This window comes from Thalassotalea insulae (assembly GCF_030161395.1).
Taxonomy (GTDB): Bacteria; Pseudomonadota; Gammaproteobacteria; order Enterobacterales; family Alteromonadaceae; genus Thalassotalea_E; species Thalassotalea_E insulae.
The window spans coordinates 4,285,580-4,304,096 of the sequence record NZ_BSST01000001.1 but is presented as its reverse complement, the minus strand read 5'-3'; the positions used below and the strand labels follow the sequence as shown (position 1 = coordinate 4,304,096).

Here is an 18,517-nt window from a genome sequence, read left to right as displayed (position 1 = left end):
AATGGTGCGTGATTATCTCTGGCAACAAAAGATCCGACAACGGCTGACGAATGGATTTGCTCGCTGGCTGCAAAAACGCATGCCAAGTCGTGATCACCAAGGACTAAGTCAGCGTAATATTTTTATTTTTCCCAGTCGCTTTGGTTTTGTATTTCTCGGATTTATCTGTTTGCTGTTTATATTAGCGACTAATTATCAGAATAACTTGATATTACTAATGAGCTACTTATTAAGCAGTTTGTTTGTTACTTCGATGTTAGCCAGTTTTATTAATATTTCTGGTTTGGCGCTATCGGCAAAAGGTCAGTATTTAGGGTTTACTGAGCAGGATATACTGGTGCCTGTTACTATGGAAACAGATGTTTTACGCCATGATATTGCATTGAGTTTTGATATAAACTTAACGAAAAACCTTCCAACATTAGCGCAAACTCAGCTGGTGAAAGTGCCGGTGAGCTTTGCTAAACGAGGTCGATATCGCTTACCGCGTTTAACGTTAGCTAGCTATTACCCTTTGGGTCTATTTCGCTGTTGGACTCATTTGCAATTTGATCTTGAGGCCATTGTTTGTCCTAAACCACTGCATTGTTTAACTCATAATACCGGCCAGCATTGGCGAGAGCAGGACAAAGAAAACCCAATAACTGGACAGTCACCTGCAAGTGATAATTTTTATGAACTGCGCAGTTATAACAAAGGTGATTCACTCAATCAGGTGGCCTGGAAATATTTAGCAAAAACGGGGCAATGGTATAGTAAGTCATATCAAGCACAAGCTGTTGAACCTGACATTTTATCACTTGACCAGCTACCTGCCGGCAATATAGAAACTAAGTTAAGACAGCTATGTTTTCTTATTTTGGAATATGATGGGGCGAATTTAGATTATGGCCTAGAACTTAATAGCGAAGTTATTGAGCCAGGTCATGGTCAGGCACATTTGCAGCAATGCCTGAAAAAACTGGCAACTTATGGTCAACAACATTATGCAGATTAGTCGTACAGCACAAGGAAGACAAAGTAAATACGAGCTGTTATTACCAAGATCGATGCAACTCGCTTTGTTAGGGCTTTTAGTGTTGAATTTATTGCCATTAGCTTCACAGTTAGCAATTTGGTTTATCGCATTGTCCGCTTTATGTTTACTGTTTCATCTGGCTGTTTATGCCAAGCTGGTGAAGCGCCCATCACGGATAGGAAGGATATTTATTGCGCTTAGTGGGTGTTTGCTGTTAGCGATAACTGGGCGGGAGCTCGGCTTATTACTCGGTATGCTGCACTTATTATGCTTTGCTTATTTATTAAAACCTTTTGAACTCAATCAACAACGTGATTTTTATCTATTAGTGATTTTAGGTTTATTACTGCTGAGTGCCAGTTTTATCTTCCAGCAGTCTATATATTTTGCCTTAGCGGTTGCTGTTATTGTCTTGATAAATTTTAGCTATTTAACACGCTATTTTTCTCAACAGCAAGGCTGGCATTTTCAAGTTAAAATTTCGAGTAAGTTGTTAGTGCAAAGTTTGCCGTTAACTCTAGTGCTGTTTATTGCCTTTCCAAAAATCCCGCCATTTTGGCAAATGCCCAGCGCTAAAAGTGCAACAACTGGCCTTAGCGATACGGTCAAAGTAGGGGATATAGCGCAGTTAGCCTTGTCCAATGAACTAGCATTTCGAGTTGAGTTTTATCAACAAGTGCCAAAATATCAGCAGATGTATTGGCGCGCATTAGTGTTAACGGACTTTGATGGTCGTCAATGGAGTAAGCGACATTCATCTTTTAATAAGCGAAAAGTTTTTAACCAGCAAACATTAGCAAGACTTGCCTTAGGTAAGCGCAAAATATCATATCAGGTGATTGCTGAACCCAGTTATCAGCATTGGTTATTTGCGTTAGATGTCGCTATCGCAGGAACGAGCAATGGCGAAATTTTGCAACTAACGGATTACTCATTATTTAGTCGGCAAAAAGTCAATCAATCACTGGTATACCAAGTGACTAGTTATCAGGACCAAGCATTAACCATTGAAGTGGATGGGCTTAATCGTTATCGACAGATAGATGCTATTGATAATCCGCAACTGAGCCAATATGGTCAACAGCTGGCGGTTCAGTTTGGCGATGATCGTTCTACTATCATTGAGACGGTGCTGACTCGGTTTCGTCAGCAAAATTATCGCTATACGTTAACGCCACCGGCGTTGACGAATAACAGCCTCGATGAGTTTTTCTTTACTACCCAAGCTGGTTTTTGTGAACATTATGCCAGCAGTTTTACTTATTTAATGCGGGCAGCTGGTATTCCGGCACGTTTGGTACTTGGGTATTTAGGCGGAGAGTATAATCGACAGGGAAATTATTACAGTGTTTATCAACGTGATGCTCATGCCTGGAGTGAAGTGTGGTTAGCAGGTCAGGGCTGGGTTAAAGTTGATCCGACAGCTGCGGTTGATCCGAGTCGGGTGGAACGAGGCTTTTCTCAGCAATTATTGTCAGAGCAGCAGCAATTATCCCCTGGGTTTAATGTTAATCGCTGGTTAGGTGCTGCCTGGATAAATCAATTAAAAATGCAGTTAGAGGCGATTGATTACCACTGGACCAAACTAGTGGTTAATTATTCTCAGCAAGATCAACATAACTTTTTAACACATTGGTTAGGGACTAAATTTCAACTAAAAACTGCGGGGATTATCGCTATTACGTTAATAATAGCGTTTAGTAGCATCTGGTTATTACAACAATATCGTCAACGACGACGCGATAATAAGGTGGTGTGGCTAAGTTATTATAAAAAAGCTCATCAGCATCTGGAAAAGCTGGGAATTGTTCATGAGAATCAGGTGCCCGATCACCAATTTATCGCCGATTTAAATCAGCAACAGCCGTTACTTGCCCAACATTATTATCGATTGCTACAGAACTTTTATAGTTTGCATTATCAGCAACCGAAAAAAGGTCAGCAAGTTGAGCTAATCAAGGCAATGAAGCAGCAGTTAAGGCAGTTACAATCAATTAATCGTCTTTAACTGATTGTTTTAACTATCAATGTCAAGTTTCTTTATAACGAAATAGTCTTTAGATTTTAATCGCAGTAAAAATAGCGACTTAAACAATATCCATGATAGTTGTTAACACTAGACTAACATTTTCTATTTGATCCGTTTTTATTTGCTGGCTAAATTTAAAGTAAGTAGTGAATTGGAGGAAACGCGGATGCATTATCATTCTGATAGTAGTATGCAACAAGACTCAGTAAGGTTTGTCAGTGTACTTGCCTATTTCACCATTGTTGGCTGGTTAATTGCGGCAGTCATGTATGGACGGCAAAAATCTGCGCTCAGTCGTTTCCATCTTCGTCAGTCGTTGGGTTTAACGTTAACAGCTGCTGTGTTGGCGTTTATTCCACTCATTGGTTGGTTATTGTCAGTCTTGGTATTAGTCGCATGGTTTGTCAGTGTCTATTATGCCTGCCTTGGTCAAAAGAATGTGTTGCCAATTCTTGGTGATTTTTATCAGATCCATCTGGACTTTATCAAATAACCTCAGTTTGGCATAAGCAATTTGTTTTAATCGGATTTAACCTCATTTTTATCCAAAATTGAGGTTAAATAAATAAGTTAAATACGACATTAAAACTAATCTTCGCTAGTGATCTGTAGTGCAATATGATTAAATTTGCCTATCGCAACCTTAACTTGCTGTAATTACGTGATCTATTTATATCCGGCTAACAAAATGGAAAATCTGTTAGCGATTGTTGAAAAAATTCAACAAGTTTCTCCTCTCGGTGTTTTCTCTCAAGACGTTTTTATTGTTCAAAACGCTGGCATGCAGCATTGGCTTAATATGTCACTGGCAAATAAAAGAGGCATTTCATTAAATATTGATTACGCGTTACCAGCGCAATACTTATGGAAGTTATTGAGAAACTTAGTAAATGGTGGGGGAGAACTTGAACAGACACCATTTTCTAGGGAAGCATTGTGTTGGCGAATTTATCAGTTGTTAGCGGATACTAGTTTGGTCGATAATCAAGCATTTACTGCGGTTAATCGTTATTGGCAAAGTACGGCTGGTGAATTTAATCATGCCGCCGACATTAGCGAACAGCAAAATTTAAAACGTTATCAGTTAGCGTGTCAGGTGGCTGATTTATATGAGCAGTATTTAATTTTTCGCCCTGAATGGATTGCGGCTTGGCATAATAATGAACTAATTGAAGAGCAAGGTGCGAATGCGGATTTTTATCTGACGCAAAAGTGGCAGGCTTTATTGTGGCAACGCTTGGTACAACAGCAAGAGTATAATCCGGTTAAACTCATTAATCAGGCGATCGCTAATTTGGCTAGTGCGCAGCATTATTTTCCCAAACGGCTTTCTTTTTTTGGTATTAATGCGATGGCGCCAATGTGGTTGTCATTTATTCATGCGTTAAGCGAACATACAGAGGTACATTTTTTTCACCTTAATCCCTGTTTTACCTATTGGGGAGATATAGTTTCAGAAAAACAGGCCATTAAACTGCTTAGTCAGTGGACAAATGATTATCAGGAATTATCAGACACGGTCGGGAACCCCTTGCTGGCCAATTTAGGGCAACAGGGAAGAGAGTTTCTTGCGCTGCTACAGCAATACAGCTGTTTTAATATTGATGCGTTTTCATCACAGCCAGAGGAAGAGGCAAATAGTCACTTGTCAGTGCTAGCGCAAATTCAACAAGATATATTATCGTTAACAGATGCTAGGCAAACACCACAGAAACAAATTGATGATTCTATTGTCATCACCAGTGCTCATAGCACCTTACGTGAAGTTCAAGGTTTGCACGACTGGTTACTCCATCAGTTTAATCAGGACAAAGAATTAACGCCTAAAGATGTGTTAGTGATGTGTCCGCAAGTAGAGCAATATGCCCCTTATGTAAACGCGGTTTTTGCTCAGGGCTGGCAAGAATTAGACAGTAAAATTCCCCCGTTACCTTGTTCTATTGCTGACAGGATCAGCAAAGAATCCGATCCGTTAGTCGCCGCATTTTCTGAATTGCTTACTTTACCGGACAGTCGTTTTCAGGTTAGCCAGATCTTATCCTGGCTACGAGTACCGGCGATGTTGCAAAAATTCGCCCTAACTATTGAAGATCTCGAAAAGGTAACTGTTTGGCTTGAACACGCCTGTGTCCACTGGGGCTTAAATCAAAGGCATAAACAGCAAGTGCTTAATAGTGAAGTCTCGTCAGCACAGTTTACCTGGCACTATGGCTTTTCGCGGCTATTAGAAGGTTTTGCCTACGCCAGTAGCACTGAAGTTTATCAAGGGAAATTAGTGTTACCTGATGTTGAAGGTAATGATGCTATTTTACTAGGCAAGCTAATGTTAGTGATTGAGCAGCTGCAATATTTTACCTTAGCACTTAATCAGCACCGGACACCGGCGCAGTGGCAAGCATTTCTTACTGAGTTAGTGGAAGAGTTATTTGCTAGTAGCCAGGCTGAAGATTTTCATATGATTTATCAGGCGCTGGAGCACTTGGTTGAGTATTGCTGCCATGCTGATTTTAGTGAAAAAATTTCATTAGCGATAGTTAAAGACTTTCTTGATAGTCATTTTAGCCAGCCGGATCCGGGTCGTCAGTTTATGGTTGGTCAGGTTACCTTTTGCTCTATGCTCCCGATGCGTAGCATTCCGTTTAAAATCATTGCCATTTTAGGGTTAAACGACGGTGAGTTTCCCCGGCAACGTCAGCCATTGGGCTTTGATCTTATGTCATTAAGCACTGTGCGTGCTGGCGACAGATCTCGCCGTGGTGATGACAGGTATTTATTTTTAGAAGCGATTATCTCAGCGCGTGATAACTTATATTTAAGTTACCAGGGACGTAATATACGTAATAACAATCTTAAACAGCCTTCGATTGTCTTAAAAGAGTTAATGGAGTATTTGTCATTAGCCTATGGTTGGCGTGTAACGGAAGATGAAGCACAAGACATTCGTCAGTTGGCAATGCAGCCTTATAGTGAACAAAATTATCAGGGAAAATTTGCCAGCTTCGACAGCAAATGGCTTAAGATTCAGCAAAATAGAATGGCAGTCTATGCAGAGCTAAATACCTCAGCAGCGAATATTCGTTTAACGGAAGTGCAAAATATTGAGTCAGAGTTGAATTTAACTGTTGGCGATCTGCTGAGTTTTTTTCAACACCCGGCACGATATTTTGCTCGGCAAGCGTTATCGCTGTACTTTGAGCAGCAGCAATCGCAATTAAGTGATAGCGAACCGTTTGACTGTGACCATTTGACCAGTTATTTATATAAACAAGCACTATTAGCGCAGCTAATTGCAGAGAAAATTGATACATCAACCGTAAATGAAGCATTAATTAGTCACAGTCAACGGGCGATGTTATCGGGTAAGTTTCCTGATTTGCCTCATAATGAGCAATTACTGGATAAATTGAATCAGGATACTTGCAATTTATACCAGTATTTTGAACAAGATATTACCGGGCAAGCGACCCGTATACCTATTTCAGTCAGCCTGACAGTTAACGAGCAATTAGTGACGTTATCGACACAAGTAAAAGTTGTTGGTGAGCAACTAGTCTATTACCGGCCAAGTAGTATTAAAGCAAAAGATCTGATGCGTCAGTATCTAGATTTACTAATAGTTCAACTGTGGCAGATGCAAGATAACCGTAACGAATCATCGCTAGCTATACTTGAGCAGGTTACAAGTAGTCACGGCTACTATTTTGATACTAAAAATCAACAGCCAGTACACTATTGTTATCAAGGTCAGCAAGCACCAGAGCAACAATTAATGACGTTTGTCTATTATTTTATCTTAGGACAAAATCAACCTTTACTGCTAAACGGTGAGTTGGCGACTAAATACTTTAAAGCAAAAGTATTTGAACAAAGTCAATTTGAACAATTCTGGCATGAAGATTACTACGCAACAGCGTTTGGCGATGACCCTTACATTCGCTACTTTTGGCAACAATGTCCAAATCTTAGCGATATTTTACCGGCGCTTGAACAAGTGTATCAGGGCATGTTTGCTAATGTGACACAGGTTAAATCATGACTGAACATACGCATAATAACGACATCAGCGGGCAGAACCTGGTTGCACATCAGTTGCCACTAACAGGCATTCATCTGATAGAAGCGAGTGCTGGTACAGGTAAAACCTTTAATATTACCCGTATCTATTTACGCTTATTACTGGAGCGGCAATTAACGGTTCAGCAAATTCTGGTGATGACTTTTACAAAAGATGCTACCGAAGAGTTACGCGGCCGAATCGACAGCTTTATTCGTCTGGCGCTTAATCAATGGCATCAGTTAGTTGAGAGTGATGATTATTTTAAGGAAATAGCGCAAAAAGTTGATCATCAGCAGGCGATGCTTGCACTTAAGCAGGCGCTGTTATATCTGGATGAAGCGGCCATTTTTACCATACATGGTTTTTGTAAACGTGTCCTTAATCAGTATGCCTTTGAAAGCGGTATTGCATTTAATGCGCAGATGGAAGGTGAGCAACAACTGCTGGTAACTCAGGCAGTGCAGGACTGGTATCGGCAACTGGCCAATGACGTTGACGCTTTTAATCAAGTGGTTGCTTTTTGGCCGACGCCGGAAAAGTTTGTCAGTGATTTTGCTAAGGCAATCAATCAGGATAGTCGGTTACAGCTAGATGATAGCAACCAGCTAATTGCCGAGTTTACTCAAAGCATAACGCAAGCAATTGATGCATTGACCGACAATCAGGCGATATTGTTTGAGCACTTAGTAACAGGTAAAACTAAAGCAGAGCAAGAAAAGCGCAGTGGTGAATATCAAGCGTTACTGGATTGGCTTACTGACGCTAAAGATGACCACCGCAGTATAGAACAATCGATGCCTGATGGTTTTATAGATGGTCGACGTTTTAGCCGCTCAATTGCGAAACAACAACTTAAAGAGATTTTTATACCAGTTAATCAGGTAAAACAATCAGCGAAGTCGTTATTTACTGAAATTGCCCGGCGCGAGGCGTTAGCGGTGGCAAAAGTCGGGATTGAGCAGGTTCGTGCGCAAATTAAACAAGAAAAACAGCGCTTAAATTTACTGACTTTTGATGATTTAGTGTCAACATTGGCACAGCATTTATCTTGTCAGCAAGGGCAAGGCTTAGCGGATAGTTTATTTCAGCAATACCCTTATGGTTTAATCGATGAATTTCAGGATACGGATCCCGCACAGTTATCCATTGTCAAAGCGATTTATTTTCAACGAAACTCAGGCTCGCTATTTATGATCGGTGATCCTAAACAGGCGATCTATGGTTTTCGGGGGGGAGATATATTTGCTTATATGTCAGCGAGAAAACAGTGTGACTATCAATGGTTGATGGATACCAACTGGCGTTCTACCCAAGCGATGATAAATGGCTATAATCGCTTATTTTACGGTAATGCACTGGATCAGAGTCCGCGCGATGTCTTTAAATATCAGATCCCATACCATCCAGTAAAACCGTCACCAAAAGCGTTAGCCCAACAGCGGGATAATGAGCAAAGCACAGCCGCATTACAATTGGTTTATTTTCGTCCTGAAACCAAGAATAAGCAGGTTGCACAAAGCTTTCGCGCCGAAATGGCGACCTGGTGTGCCAATGAAATTGTCGCGTTATTAACGGATAAAACGCAGCAAATTGAGGCAAGGGATATTGCGCTATTGGTGCGGGATGGCACTGAAGCAAAAGAGATCAAACAGGCATTATTTAATGCCGGGCTTGCTTCGGTTTATTTAAGCGATCGAGCAAACTTACTACACAGTGAGCAAACGGCGCAGTTAATCCAGTTATTAAAAGGAATTTTGTTTTTAGAAAATGAACGATTATTTTGTGCTGGTTTAGCATCGCCATTATTGCCATATCCTGCCCAAGCTTTATATCAATTGCAAAATGATGATCTGGCGTGGCAGGAAATGAAAGTGACTTTTAGTCATTTACGTGAACAATGGCTTAATAAAGGCTTTATTACCATGGCGTTACAGTTGCTGCATCAGCATCTGGAGATCTCAGGGGATAATAGTGAGCGTTGTTTAACGAATTTATTACATTTATTTGAATTACTACAAACGGCGAGTCAACGTCATAAACAGCCACAGGAATTACTTTATTGGTTTGAACAACAGAGTCAGGCGGAATTCCCTGAACTGGAAAGTGAACTCAGGTTAGAAAGTGAAGAAAATCTGATCCGTATTATTACCCAGCATGGCTCTAAAGGATTGGAATATCCGATAGTGTTTGTGCCATTTGCCAGTCGTTATAAAGATCCGCTTAAATTTGGTAATCGAAACCTGTCATTAATTGAATATCATAATGATCAAGGGGAGCTGGTGTTAAGTCTTACCGGTTCATCGCAAGCACGGCAGGCGATGACAGCAGAAGCTCATGCCGAAACGATACGCTTACTTTATGTCGCGGTAACTAGGGCAGAGCGCAAATGTTATCTCTTAATGACTGAATTTGACAAAGCCTATTTATCGCCGATCGGCCTGACTTGTCAATGGCAAAAGGAGACGGATATCGCGCAAAATTTACAGCAGTTGGTAAACGATCAACCAGAGGATATCGCTTTAGCAATAATCAATGAACCGTTAACGCCAAATCATATCGGGGTGATTGAACAAGATATCATAGAGGTTAGTGCGGCAGAATTTCACGGTAAAATTGAACGAGACTGGTGGTTGTCATCATTTACTGCTTTAAGCAGAAATATTCGAGATAACGGGGTTTCATCACCGGACAGAGATAATCAACTAGAGCTTGATGTTGCGGAAGCTGATGCACAAAGTTTGCTATCTAGCCAACAATTAAGGTTTGCTTTAACCAAGGGAGCGAATACCGGTAATTTACTGCATTATATTCTTGAACACATTAATTTTGCTGAACCAAATTGGCCGACGGTGTTGCAGTGGGCCAAGGTTAAATATGGGGATTTACCATCTGGCTTTGACGATCATGATTTAGCTCATTGGCTGGAACAGGCATTATCAACACCATTAAGTTTGCAAGATAATGCGTTTACCTTAGCGTCGATAGCGCCAGATAAAATATTAAAGGAAGCAGAGTTTTATTTTCCTCTCGCTAATGCTGACGTTAGACGCTTATCGCAATTGCTAACAGTGCACAGAAAGGCAGGGGCAGATAAAAGTGCGACAGATACAATCGACCTATATCAACAGCCATTTATGATAGCGCTTTATCGTCAATTAAAAGGTATGATGCATGGCTTTATTGATTTGATCTTTGAATATCAAGGCAAATATTATCTTGCCGATTATAAATCAAACCACTTAGGCGACCAGTATCATGATTATCAACCTGAGCTGTTAAAAATAGATATTGAGCGTCACAATTATGATTTGCAATACATGATTTATAGTCTGGCATTGCATCGTTATTTAGCGGTTACACTCGAAAATTATCAGCCTGCGGAGCATTTTGGTGGTGTCTACTATTGCTACTTGCGCGGTATGTCGAATGAAAGTCAACACCAAGGTTGTGGGGTTTATTACCGCAATATTAGCGTCAACGAACTTGAGCAACTTGATGCTATTTTTGCTGGCTCTGACAGTAAACAGGACGCTAACAATGAATATCAGGAGAAAGTGTGAACCTGTTAACTGAGCCGCACGCGATTAAAATGCCCTATGCAAGATATAGCGAAGCAAGCAGGCAAATAGCCGGGATTGAAGCTATCGATTATTTTTTTGCCCGACAATTTAGTCAGTTGTTGTTCTCTGAACGCCAAGAATCTGGGGTAAATAGTCAGGTTAATAACATTTTTCATTGTTTTTTGGCACTTCATATGAGTTTACGTGCCGGTCATAGCTGTTTACCATTAAAAGAAATTGCCGGTCAGTTGTTAGGTTTTGCCAGTGATGAAAACGGTGTGGTTAGCCATCAGGGCTACGCCTTGCCAGATATCAAGAGCTTAACGGCGTTATTTAATGAACTGGCGATTGCACCGGATGCACAACAGGCGATTATATTTGATGGCCAAAGGCTTTATCTAAGGCGCTATTACCTGTTTGAACAAACCTTACTCAGTTATTTATCCGCGCAGCAAAATAGCGCTGACCATATTGTTATCCAAGATGAAAAAGCGTTAGCGCAATGCATTAATCGCTTATTTCCTGCTAATAACCAGATAAACGATGAAATAGACTGGCAAAAGGTCGCAGTGGCGAACGCATTAAATAAGACGTTTTCGGTGATCGCTGGGGGACCAGGTACAGGTAAAACTTATACCGTTACTAAATTACTGGCGGCATTGGTGAGTTTAAGTCAAGCGAAGGCGCTAAAAATGGCATTAGTGGCGCCCACGGGAAAGGCGGCACAACGGTTATCCGAGTCTATCGTTCAGGCCGTTGCTGGTTTTAGTGATTTATTGCCCGCCGATATTTTGCAGGCTATTCCAACTAACAGCCAGACCATACACAGGTTATTAGGTGTCATTCCACATTCGCCTAATTTTATCTTTAATCAGGATAATAAACTGGATCTCGACGTACTTCTGGTCGATGAAGTATCTATGGTGGATTTACCATTAATGGCAAGGTTATTAAGTGCGTTACCCAGTCGGTGTCGAGTGATTTTGCTAGGTGATGCCCAGCAATTACCTTCTGTTGCGGCAGGGAGTGTCTTAGCAGATCTGACGCCAATAAAACAAACCCAGTATAGTGCAGAAAACCAAGGTTATTTATCCAGAGTTACCCAAATACAACACATCGGGAGAGCCAGCAAAAATTCAGTGGATTATCTGACCTATTTAACGAAAAGTCGCCGTTTTGATGGTCAAGGGGGGATTGGCTTACTCGCTAATGCTGTGATTAATGGAGAAAGTGAACAGAGCTGGCAATTATTGCAGCAAGCAAAAGCGCATCAAGTGCCTCAGTTGGCTTGGTATGATAACTCCCGTCTATGGTTAACTCAGTTAGTAAAACAATATTATTTGCCATTACAACAAGCATCCTCTATTGAACAGGCTTTTGATTGGCTAAGTCAGTTTAGAATTCTAGCTGCAACTCGTAGCGGGGAAACGGGTGTTGAAAATTTAAATGCACAAGTAGAAACTATTTTACAACAGCTGTCGCCAGCATTGCAGACAAATACCCATGCGGCGCAGACAGGCTTGTATCACGCTAAACCTATTATGATTTTAGAAAATGATTATGCCTTAGGTTTATACAATGGCGATATTGGTTTGATATGGCGCAACAATGCCGGGCATTTAATGGCAATGTTTGAACAATCGGCAGATAATATTCAGGCGGTGTTACCGAGCCGTTTACCGCAATTTGAAACTGTTTATGCGATGACGATTCATAAAACTCAGGGCAGTGAATTTGGACATGTCGCAATAGTTTTACCTAAAGACCCTGATAATCAGTTATTATCACGCGAGTTGTTATATACAGGGATCACCCGGGCGAAACAACAGTTAACGATAGATAGTCATAAAGCAGTGTGGTATCAAGGGGTTGAGCGTCAGGTGATCCGTTATTCAGGTTTTCAAGAATGATTATAAAAGTAGTGAAGTTATGCAGTTAGAAGAAATAAATAAAACACGTTATCGGCAACATCTAAATCGCGTGATTATCGGCTTTATTTTAGTTTTTGCGTTGTTATCCTTAGGCTTTAGTAGTGTACTGATCAGTTTGTTTTCCGAACAAGGGGTCAATGTAATAATGGCTGATGGGACCGGAGAAACCAGCAGCAATTTTAAATATAACTTTCTTGGTGTGATGCTGGCATTACTTGCTTGTGCGGCAATTTTACATAGTCTGAAATCGCATGCATATTTTAAAGAAATCTATTATGTTTGGCAGGCAAAGCAAGTACAGAATTTAATTTATCGTAAATTGAAAAAAATTAAAGTAGCTGCTTTTGAAAATAATGATGTTAATGCGATGATTATTTTGAATTATTATTATGCTTCATTGAAACAAGTGTATTTACTTGATGATAATACCTTAACCCTAACTAAGGTTACCAAGGAGCATCAACAATTAATCGACCTAATAGAAAGAAACAACATTGATGTTAACGGTCAACCATTTAATAAAACCATGCTCAATGTATATTAATCTTATAGCTAAATCAGGTACTTCAGTTATGTCTGAATACCTTATCAAAGAGATGTTTAATGAAAAAATTGAAGAATGAATCGGCGTTGTTAAAAAAAGCCATCCAGATAGGTGAAACTTACGCGAAAAACCGTGGTTATAGTGGTTTTTCTGCAACAAATGCAGCGAAAGAAAAAATTGAAGCGCTTTATCGCTTGCTCGTTAATGATAAGTTGATCCATCCGTTACCTGCCGATCAAGAAGATTTATTAAGCATGAAGCATAAATTGGCATTATGGATAGCGAAACAATTGCCAGATGATCATCCTCTATTGAAATAAGCGGATTCATTAGCCACGGTAGCTAAAGAGTAATAGGCTATAGTTATAGCTATCAGTGAATAATAAGTGAGTGTTATGCGAAACTATTTGCGCTGTTTATTGCTGCTGGCAGTGCTTAGTGTTGCTATATCTGCTCAGGCAGATAGCGTAAAAGTGGTATTTTTAAATCCAGGGTATCCTGAACAAAATACCACAGGTAACTTTTGGCGTAATGTTAGCGACTTTATGCAAGTGGCTGCCGACGATCTCTCCATTGAACTGACTACTCTGTATGCCTGCCGTGATCATATTTTGATGAAGTCCCTAGTGGATAAATTAATCAGTTATCAGCCTGATTATGTGGTACTGGTGAATGAAAAAGGGGTCGTCAGTAATATGGTTCGGCAACTTGCTCGGCACAATATTTCGATTTTTTTTCTACTTAATCGTTTGAATAAAAAGGAATTTGACAGCTTAACAGGTCACGAAAAGCAAGTGATTAAAGGTAGTGTGATACCGGATAATTTCATTGTTGGCCAACAATTATTACAGCAATTGGTACAGCGTAGTGAAAAAATTAGCCGTGATCAAACAGCAGATAACAAAGTGCAGCCTAAGTATCTATTGGCATTACAGGGCGATTTTACCACACCGGCTTCATTGGCCAGAGAACAAGGATTTAAGCAAGCCTTTGCAAAGACATCCTCTTTGTATTTACTCGATAGCACTGTGGCGAACTGGTCGAAACAGCAGGCCTATCAAAAAGTTACAGGTTTATTAAAACGCAGTCGTATCGATATCATCTGGGCAGCAAATGATGCTATGGCATTTGGAGCTAAGCAGGCGGTTGATGAAGCCAAGCTGAATTATCCGGTGGTCATAGGCGGTGTGAATTGGGATATTGGCGATGTTAACTATCCATTAGATATCTCTTTTGGTGGTCACGTAACCTTAGGGGCCTATGCAATGGTGATGATAAAAGATATTGCTGATAAGCGTTTACCAGAGGCACAGCATCATCAAATCATCAATATTTTTGCGCCCAGTACCGCCCCATATTACCAAGCATTTGTTAAACACTTGGCTGATAGAGAGTTAGCTCATTATGATTTTACGGTATTTACTCAGCAGCACCCACAACACCAAGCATTCTCTATTGTAAACTTGGTTAGCGCATTTGCAGCAAACTAATGTGCATTAACCATAGTTTTTTATCGTTGCGAAGCTACCAGCGCTTTCGAGGCAAAAATGGCTTGGCTGTTTTTGGATGGCTTTGATTATATCCTTTTATCCGATAATTTTTTCCAAGCAAGATTTTTATTTGATACCAGCTTTCTTTCGCTAGTGTCATTGCATGTGATTGTTGCCAGGTTTGATTAAAAAGCTTCTTACAACCGGCAATTGCATCGGGCGACTGACTAATTAATTCTATCGCCAATGCTTTTGCTTGTTGTAGCGGGTCTTCGGCGAGTTGAGTAATTAAGCCAAGAGCCAATGCCTGCTCGCCATTAACTTGTTGTGCGGTCATTGTTAGTTTTTTCGCCTGATCAATTGGCATTAATTCTTTTAATGCGATATTACCGCCCATATCGGGAATAAGGCCCCAGCGTGCTTCCATAATCGATAGGGAGGCATCGGGTGCTGCAATTCTAAAGTCACCGCCAAGGGCAATTTGCAGCCCCGCACCCCAGCATTTGCCGTGAATAGCAAAAATCACTGGCACCGGGATTTCTCGCCAGATGGTTGATACCCGCTGTGCTTTATTGGCTCGCCAGGGGCGTATTTTAAACAGCAATTTTAACGCATTAGCAGGATAATTAAATACTGACTTAATATCGATACCTGAGCAGAAATTTTCTCCCTGGGCGTAAATGACCACTGCGCGAATAGCACGGTCTTTTTTGATTACTTTGCCGGTGGCAACCAATTCATTAAATAGTTGCATATTAATCGCGTTATGTTTTTCTGGCCTTGCAAGTTCTACATACGCAATTTGTTCTTTAACCTGAAAATTTAACAGTTGGTTGTTCATAGGAATTATTGTTTTCTGGTACGACCTGTTGTTAGCTTAACAAGCTCGATTAATAAGTCCAGTGCTGATTATTGCGTCAGGCTTGAATTGCTGTGCTAATTACTGCACATTGTTTGTAAATCAATTAACGGATGATAATGATGAAACTTTCTTTTACTCAACTTACTACTTTATGTGTGAGCATTAGTTTGCTTACCGCTGTGCCAGCAGTAGCAACTGAGCAACCGTTTGCTATTGCGATTCACGGCGGTGCAGGAGCGATCAGTAAAGCTAAAATGACCAAAGAAAAAAGAGCACGCTACCAGAATAAGCTCAAAGAAGCGGTTAATGCAGGCTATCAGTTATTAGTACAAGGGGCTAGCAGTCAGCAGGCGGTGGTAGCGGCAATTCAAGTGTTAGAACAGTCTCCACTATTTAATGCGGGTAAAGGGGCTGTTTATACCTTTAATGAAGCCCATGAGTTAGACGCTTCTATTATGAATGGTAAAACATTAAATGCGGGGGCAGTCTCTGGAATAACTACGGTGAAAAGTCCGATTGCGCTGGCAGAAAAAGTAATGGAACAATCTGTTCATGTGATGTTAAGCGGTGAAGGCGCGGCGCAGTTTGCCAAAGCGCAAGGACTGGAATTAGTTGATAATAGTTATTTTGATACTGAAGCTCGCTATCAATCATTACTGAAAGTGAAGAAAAAGCTAGCGCAAAAAGAAAAGAAATTAAAAGATTTCCAGGCGGCGCATCAAACAATAGCAACAGAATATAAAGTAGGCACCGTAGGTGCGGTGGCACTGGACAAAGCAGGAAATTTAACAGCTGGCACCTCAACTGGTGGCATGACAGCTAAGCGTTTTGGTCGTATCGGCGACTCGCCAATAATTGGGGCAGGTACCTATGCTAATAATGACAGCTGCGCGGTGTCGGCAACAGGTCATGGAGAATATTTTATTCGTTATCATGTCGCCGCAGATATCTGTGCCCGGATGCAGTATCAAGGTATTCCATTAGCGCAGGCCGCTGATACTGTGATTAATGATGTTTTAGTAAAAGCTGGTGGAGCGGGTGGTGTTATTGCCATAGATGCAAAAGGTAATATTGCTATGCCGTTTAATAGCGAAGGCATGTATCGTGCGAGTCGTTCGTCTAATGGCGACAGTTTTATAGGAATTTTTGATAATGAATAAATACGTAGTGGCCCTAGTATCAGCAATATCTGTTAGCGCTTGCTCTGATGATGTGGGTAAAGTCAGTTTAGGACTATTTACCACTAAAGATGTGGTGATTGTGGCTAAAAAAGATCCCAAAATTCCCGGAGTAACTTGTCATATAAGCCATGTGGAAGCGGATCTGGATTTTGCTGACCCATCTGATATGTCGATAGCGTGCCGACAAACGGGTGAAATCAGTCGCGAGCAAATAGCGTCAATTGATAAATCGAAAAACGGAGAAGTGGTATTTAAAGAGTCTAAAAGTATCTTATTTAAGAGTTTAAAGGTTCGCCGTATTTTTGATCATGAGCATCAGAGTTTGATTTATTTATCTTATTCAACGAAAGAGTCTTCCGGCAGTCATCATCATTCGATTTCTACTGTACCACTCTATGGTACTAAGGCCTGGGTCAATACACAGGTGCCTGCCCAGGGAAATAACTATTCAGGTGAGCGTTAGATGATGTTTGGCTTTTTATCGCGTGACAAGGCGCTGATTGATAATGATACCCGCGCCTGGCTGTTTGATACGTTTGATTGGGCAATACGCAATTTTGATGGTCAAGCGATGTGGCAAGAGACACAATTAGTCTTACCGACTAATGAATTTTATCCAGGCAGGGTTGCCAGTGTAGCACAAATGGCTGATAGCATTTTTCGCCATAGTGTTATTTATGCCGGTATGAAAAGCTGGCCACTGCAATTAACTGAGCGTCATCAATATCAACCGCAGGCAATACCCGAATTTACCATCGAGGGTGGATTGCGTGGTGCCAATGTAGTCATTGCTCAAAATGAAAATCGACCACTGACAATTGTCTATAGCGCTCAGCAGATCAATCAACCGCAAGATATGATTGCCAGTTATGTACAGCAATTGGCATTTGGGCTTATTCAGCAGCAAAAAGTCTTACCTCCCGGAGGAAAAGAGTGTATTGCCCAGGCGATCGAAGTGTTAGCTTGTGTCATGGGGTTTGGCGTAATATTTGCGAATACGGCCTATCAGTTTAAAGGTGGCTGCGGCTCTTGTTATAACCCACAGGCTAATCGCCAGGCAGCATTACCCGAAAATGATAGCTTGTACTGTTTAGCCTTGTTTAGTTATTTAAAGTCTATTCCGGTAAAGCAAGTGACGCGACATTTAAAACCGCACTTACGCGTTAACTATAAATGTATGGTCAAAGAATTAACACAAACATTATCTGGATCAAATAGTTATCAATTTTTAACGCTACAATAAATAATGGAGTGAAAAACTTAGGCAATATTTTGATAAATTTAGGAAATAATTAAAATATCCGTCTACAGTTAGAATGATGGCAATTAATAATAATAGTTGAAAGGCTGTGCTATGGAATCTATACAAGTAAAAGAATATATGAATCATTATCCTGTGACTTTTACCCCTGATATGGTGGCAGAAGAAGCATCGTTACGTTTTTTAAAGACTAAACAGATTGGCGGTCCAGTTATCGATGATAACCACAGGTTGATCGGTTTTTTATCGGAAAGTGATGTATTGGGCGCTATGCTTAAATCGATTTATTTTAATGAACAAACAAAGGATGTCAGTGATTTAATGCGTAAAGATGTATTATCTGTTAAGCCGTACGACAGTATAGTGGAATTAGCGCAAACCATGTTAAAAGCTAAACCTAAGGTTTACCCTGTGGTCGATGACGATGGTAACTTGCTCGGAACTATTTGTCGTAACGATGTCTTACGTGCCTTAGATACTCATTTAAGAGCGTCATTCCATGCGGGGAAATAGCACTTGTCGATCTAAATAATTAATTTGCAATTAGATTGTTTGGAATTCATCGGGGAGACTTGATAAAATAC

General features: G+C 40.6%; 14 protein-coding genes. 13 read left to right on the top strand and 1 reads right to left on the bottom strand.

Annotated elements, in window-relative coordinates; genetic code table 11:
• Position 1: 1 nt before the first annotated feature.
• The 9 genes from QQK06_RS19245 to QQK06_RS19205 all read left to right on the top strand — a co-directional run bounded on the left by QQK06_RS19245 (position 2) and on the right by QQK06_RS19205 (position 14,629).
• A complete protein-coding gene (locus QQK06_RS19245; RefSeq protein WP_284246456.1) occupies positions 2-997 on the top strand; it encodes a DUF58 domain-containing protein in 996 nt (331 codons plus the stop codon).
• Positions 987-3,026, top strand: coding sequence for a transglutaminase TgpA family protein (locus QQK06_RS19240; RefSeq protein WP_284246455.1), 2,040 nt, complete (start codon positions 987-989; stop codon positions 3,024-3,026). The genes QQK06_RS19245 and QQK06_RS19240 overlap by 11 nt, the downstream gene beginning before the upstream one ends.
• A gap of 187 nt (positions 3,027-3,213) precedes the next feature.
• Positions 3,214-3,540, top strand: coding sequence for a magnetosome magnetite crystal formation protein family (locus QQK06_RS19235; RefSeq protein WP_284246454.1), 327 nt, complete (start codon positions 3,214-3,216; stop codon positions 3,538-3,540).
• Positions 3,541-3,708: 168 nt separating this feature from the next.
• Positions 3,709-7,083, top strand: coding sequence for an exodeoxyribonuclease V subunit gamma (gene recC, locus QQK06_RS19230; RefSeq protein WP_284246648.1), 3,375 nt, complete (start codon positions 3,709-3,711; stop codon positions 7,081-7,083).
• On the top strand, positions 7,080-10,664 hold the full coding sequence (recB, locus tag QQK06_RS19225; protein ID WP_284246453.1) for an exodeoxyribonuclease V subunit beta: 3,585 nt from the start codon (positions 7,080-7,082) through the stop codon (positions 10,662-10,664). Before recC ends, recB begins: the two co-directional genes overlap by 4 nt.
• The gene (gene recD, locus QQK06_RS19220) at positions 10,661-12,574 is read left to right on the top strand and encodes an exodeoxyribonuclease V subunit alpha (RefSeq protein ID WP_284246452.1); all 1,914 of its coding nucleotides are present in this window, start codon (positions 10,661-10,663) and stop codon (positions 12,572-12,574) included. Before recB ends, recD begins: the two co-directional genes overlap by 4 nt.
• A 19-nt stretch (positions 12,575-12,593) precedes the next feature.
• On the top strand, positions 12,594-13,139 hold the full coding sequence (locus tag QQK06_RS19215; protein WP_284246451.1) for a DUF3087 family protein: 546 nt from the start codon (positions 12,594-12,596) through the stop codon (positions 13,137-13,139).
• Between the two features lie 59 nt (positions 13,140-13,198).
• Positions 13,199-13,459 (top strand): DUF5062 family protein, encoded by a 261-nt coding sequence (locus QQK06_RS19210; RefSeq protein WP_284246450.1) that lies wholly within the window; start codon positions 13,199-13,201, stop codon positions 13,457-13,459.
• A gap of 75 nt (positions 13,460-13,534) precedes the next feature.
• Entirely contained in the window at positions 13,535-14,629 is a 1,095-nt protein-coding gene (locus QQK06_RS19205; RefSeq protein ID WP_284246449.1) for an ABC transporter substrate-binding protein, read from the top strand.
• Positions 14,630-14,663: 34 nt separating this feature from the next.
• Here the strand turns inward: QQK06_RS19205 and QQK06_RS19200 are convergent, their stop codons facing one another.
• The gene (locus QQK06_RS19200; RefSeq protein WP_284246447.1) at positions 14,664-15,470 is read right to left on the bottom strand and encodes a crotonase/enoyl-CoA hydratase family protein; all 807 of its coding nucleotides are present in this window, start codon (positions 15,468-15,470) and stop codon (positions 14,664-14,666) included.
• A gap of 137 nt (positions 15,471-15,607) precedes the next feature.
• Here QQK06_RS19200 and QQK06_RS19195 point away from each other — a divergent pair, with 137 nt between their 5' ends.
• The 4 genes from QQK06_RS19195 (at position 15,608) to QQK06_RS19180 (ending at position 18,446) form a co-directional block, all read left to right on the top strand.
• A complete protein-coding gene (locus QQK06_RS19195) occupies positions 15,608-16,651 on the top strand; it encodes an isoaspartyl peptidase/L-asparaginase family protein (RefSeq protein ID WP_431313651.1) in 1,044 nt (347 codons plus the stop codon).
• Positions 16,644-17,135, top strand: a complete 492-nt coding sequence (locus QQK06_RS19190) for a CreA family protein (RefSeq protein ID WP_284246446.1) — start codon at positions 16,644-16,646, stop codon at positions 17,133-17,135. The genes QQK06_RS19195 and QQK06_RS19190 overlap by 8 nt, the downstream gene beginning before the upstream one ends.
• On the top strand, positions 17,136-17,915 hold the full coding sequence (locus tag QQK06_RS19185) for a hypothetical protein (protein ID WP_284246444.1): 780 nt from the start codon (positions 17,136-17,138) through the stop codon (positions 17,913-17,915).
• 111 nt (positions 17,916-18,026) lie between these two features.
• The gene (locus QQK06_RS19180) at positions 18,027-18,446 is read left to right on the top strand and encodes a CBS domain-containing protein (protein ID WP_284246443.1); all 420 of its coding nucleotides are present in this window, start codon (positions 18,027-18,029) and stop codon (positions 18,444-18,446) included.
• Positions 18,447-18,517 lie beyond the last annotated feature (71 nt).

Bases quoted from the DNA above. Each gene is read 5' to 3' on its own strand.
- QQK06_RS19215 (WP_284246451.1), top strand. From the start codon at position 12,594: ATGCAGTTAGAAGAAATAAATAAAACACGTTATCGGCAACATCTAAAT.
- QQK06_RS19210 (WP_284246450.1), top strand. From the start codon at position 13,199: ATGAAAAAATTGAAGAATGAATCGGCGTTGTTAAAAAAAGCCATCCAG.
- QQK06_RS19200 (WP_284246447.1), bottom strand. From the start codon at position 15,470: ATGAACAACCAACTGTTAAATTTTCAGGTTAAAGAACAAATTGCGTAT.
- QQK06_RS19240 (WP_284246455.1), top strand. From the start codon at position 987: ATGCAGATTAGTCGTACAGCACAAGGAAGACAAAGTAAATACGAGCTG.
- QQK06_RS19190 (WP_284246446.1), top strand. From the start codon at position 16,644: ATGAATAAATACGTAGTGGCCCTAGTATCAGCAATATCTGTTAGCGCT.
- QQK06_RS19235 (WP_284246454.1), top strand. From the start codon at position 3,214: ATGCATTATCATTCTGATAGTAGTATGCAACAAGACTCAGTAAGGTTT.
- QQK06_RS19245 (WP_284246456.1), top strand. From the start codon at position 2: ATGGTGCGTGATTATCTCTGGCAACAAAAGATCCGACAACGGCTGACG.
- QQK06_RS19185 (WP_284246444.1), top strand. From the start codon at position 17,136: ATGATGTTTGGCTTTTTATCGCGTGACAAGGCGCTGATTGATAATGAT.
- QQK06_RS19195 (WP_431313651.1), top strand. From the start codon at position 15,608: ATGATGAAACTTTCTTTTACTCAACTTACTACTTTATGTGTGAGCATT.
- QQK06_RS19180 (WP_284246443.1), top strand. From the start codon at position 18,027: ATGGAATCTATACAAGTAAAAGAATATATGAATCATTATCCTGTGACT.
- recB (WP_284246453.1), top strand. From the start codon at position 7,080: ATGACTGAACATACGCATAATAACGACATCAGCGGGCAGAACCTGGTT.
- QQK06_RS19205 (WP_284246449.1), top strand. From the start codon at position 13,535: ATGCGAAACTATTTGCGCTGTTTATTGCTGCTGGCAGTGCTTAGTGTT.